Raw genomic sequence first — 3,127 nt, 5'->3', positions numbered from 1 at the left:
ATGCTGATCTTGTCGCAGAGCTTCTCCACCTGCGCCAGGATGTGACTCGACAGCAGGACGGTCATGCCCTGCTCCTTCACCTCGACGATGAAGTCCTGGAACACCGTCTCCATCAGTGGGTCCAGGCCGGCGGTGGGCTCGTCCATGATCAGCAGCTCGACCTCTGAGGCCAGGGCGGCGATGATCGCCACTTTCTGCCGGTTTCCCTTGGAGTAGGTCCGCCCCTTCTTCGTCGGATCCAGGTCGAAGCGCTCGATCAACCGCTTGCGCCGGTTCTCGTCCAGCCCACCCCGCAGCCGCGCCAACAGATCGATCGCCTCACCACCGGTGAGGTTCGGCCATAGATCGACGTCTCCAGGCACATACGCCAGCCGTTTGTGAAGCTCGACAGCGTCGTTCCACGGATCGCCGCCCAGCAGGCTCGCACGGCCGGAGTCGGCCTTCAACAAACCCAGCAGGACCCGGATCGTGGTGGACTTCCCAGCGCCGTTGGGCCCCAGGAAGCCATGCACCTCACCCTGCGTCACCTGCAAGTTCAGCCCATTCAGGGCACGTGTCTGGCCGAACGTCTTGACTACGCCAGCCACATCGATCGCTGTTGTCATGAGCGCCACGATACACAGACTTCATAGTTTTGTGAAATGTCTAAACAGCGTTATTCTCAACTCTTGAGACAATGAAGCAGGAGGGCACTGACGCCACAGCGCAGCGCCCCCTTGGCCCCAGGTGCCGGCACGCGTACTCCAGCACGTCGGCTACGTCCGTGGTCACTGGTATACAGAAGTTTTCGTTTCCGCGTAGGAGGTTTGGCCTTGTCGACACGCCCCCTTGGCAGACCGACCAGCGCTCACGACTCTGAGGACGCCCACGAGGAGGCGGTTCTCAGGTTCGTCGAGCAATTCGCGCTTCTGCTCAGCGAGGCGGGACTGGGGCGGATGCCGTCTCGAGTCTTCGCTTACGTCCTTGCCGACGACGCCGAGACCTACACCGCACGTCAGCTCGCCGACGGTCTTCGGGTGAGCCCGGCCGCGATCTCAGGAGCCGTGCGGACCTTGGTTCATGCCGGCCTCCTGGCCAGGGAACGGGCCCCGGGAACACGTATCGACCAGTACCGCGTCTACGACGACGATATCTGGGCCTCGATCATGAGACAGCGGATTCCCTTCATGAAGCGCTGTGTGGCGATCCTCAGCGACGGGGTCGAGCTCGTCGGCGCCGACCGCGCCGGTGGACACAGGATCCGGGAGACGCTTGAGTTCTACCGGTTCTGGGAGAGCGAGGTCGAGGACTTCCTCGGCCGGTGGCAACAGCACCGCGAGCGCTGGCTGAAGGAGGCATCGGCGGAAACGACGCCACCGGACCATAGAGAAGCCCAGTGACCGGGATGTTCATCGCGAACTTCGTCCTGCTAGATTCCCCAGCGTCATGACTCGTCCCGAAAGGGCATCCAGGTGGAGCCTGCCTACATCCTTGCGCCGTTTGTCGGCGGCCTGGTCGCCATGGGATTACGGCTCCCTCCGCTCATCGGATTCCTCGGTGCAGGTTTCGCCCTCAACGCGATGGGCTACGCATCGATCCCAGAGCTCGACGCCGTCGCCGACATCGGTGTCACGCTGCTGCTGTTCACCATCGGGCTGAAGCTCAATGTCCGCACCCTCCTCCGCGGTGAGGTATGGGGTGCGGCGACCTTGCACATGGCCATATCTACCGGCATGCTCACCGGCGTCCTGGCGGTCTTGAAGATCGTCGGCTTCTCCATGCTGCATGACGCCGGATGGACCACGTTCGTCCTGCTCGCGTTCGCCCTCTCCTTCTCCAGCACGGTATTCGCCGTCAAAGTGCTGGAAGACCGGAGCGACAGCCGGTCCTTCTATGGCAGGACCGCCATCGGCATCCTGATCATGCAGGACATCTTCGCCGTGGTCTTCCTGACGGCATCGAGCGGCGAGCTGCCCAGCCCGTGGGCCATCGGACTGCTCCTCCTCATTCCTGCGGCGCCTATCCTGCGGAACCTGCTGCACAGGGTTGGGCACGGCGAGATGCAGATCCTGTTCGGCGTCGTGCTGGCACTCGTGCTCGGCTACGCCCTGTTCGACTACCTGGGTATCAAGGGCGACCTCGGCGCTTTGATCATCGGGATGCTGCTGGCCCCTCACCCGGACGCGGGCGGCATGTCGAAGTCGCTGTTCAACATGAAAGAGCTGTTCTTGGTCGGCTTCTTCGTGTCGATCGGCCTGACGGCTTTGCCGACATGGGAGATGGTCGGCCTGGCGGCGATTCTCGTGCTCGTGCTCCCACTCAAGAGCATGCTGTTCGTCCTCATACTTTCGGGATTCCGGCTGCGCCACCGGACCTCGACGCTGGCCACATTGAGCCTGACCAACTTCTCCGAGTTCGGGCTCATCGTCGCAGTGCTCGCCGCCGCGCAGGGATGGGTCGACGGAGACTGGCTCGTGGTGCTCTCGCTCGCCGTCGCCCTGAGTTTCGTCGCGGCGGCCGTCGTCAATACCAGCCACGCAGCCATCCGCAGGCGGGTGGAGGGTCGTCTCACCGCCCGCGACGCCGCCCGGCTGCATCCGAGCGACCGGCCGATCGAGATCGGGGATGCGCAGGCCGTCGTCCTCGGCATGGGAAGGGTCGGGCGCGGAGCGTACGACAGGCTCGTGCAACGCTACGGAACACCGGTACTGGGGGTCGAGGCCGACCCGGACAAAGTCGCATCTCTGAAGAACGAGGGCTACGAGGTCGTCGAAGGCGACGCTTCGGACGCCGACTTCTGGGAAAAGCTGCTGATCAGCGACACAGTCACGCTGGTGCTCCTGGCCATGCCGCACCACGCCGGAAACGTTGTAGCACTGGACGAACTCCGGGACCGCACTTTTCCCGGGCGCATCGCCGCGGTGGTCCGATACGCAGACGAGATCGAACCCCTGCGTGAACGAGGCGCCGATGCCGTCTTCCATGTCTACGCGGAGGCCGGTCAAGCGCTGGCCGACAGCGCATACGAGGCCGTCAGACCGAGACAAGCCGCCGATCGCCGGCCGAGCGACCCCGAGGGACACACGCCCCTACAGTCATGACTCGCGAGCCCCTACCAGGATCTGATGTGAACCAGCCGTGGCCTCCT

Annotated in this window: 3 protein-coding genes; 2 read left to right on the top strand and 1 reads right to left on the bottom strand. The window is 63.9% G+C overall.

Annotated features, from left to right (window positions below):
* The coding region (locus ELR45_RS40875; protein ID WP_240759681.1) for an ABC transporter ATP-binding protein at positions 1-605 on the bottom strand (605 nt) is incomplete at its 3' end.
* A gap of 207 nt (positions 606-812) precedes the next feature.
* Between ELR45_RS40875 and ELR45_RS13645 the strand changes: the two genes are divergently transcribed.
* Complete coding sequence (locus ELR45_RS13645; protein ID WP_205856558.1) at positions 813-1,379, top strand: GbsR/MarR family transcriptional regulator; 567 nt, start codon at positions 813-815, stop codon at positions 1,377-1,379.
* 72 nt (positions 1,380-1,451) lie between these two features.
* Positions 1,452-3,080, top strand: coding sequence for a cation:proton antiporter family protein (locus tag ELR45_RS13640; RefSeq protein ID WP_129666861.1), 1,629 nt, complete (start codon positions 1,452-1,454; stop codon positions 3,078-3,080).
* The last annotated feature ends 47 nt before the right edge of the window (positions 3,081-3,127 follow it).

The sequence above is a fragment of the Phytoactinopolyspora endophytica genome (assembly GCF_004138495.1).
GTDB classification, from domain to species: Bacteria; Actinomycetota; Actinomycetes; order Jiangellales; family Jiangellaceae; genus Phytoactinopolyspora; species Phytoactinopolyspora endophytica.
Note: the sequence above shows the minus strand (reverse complement) of the source record. Positions and strands in the feature narration are given on the sequence as shown.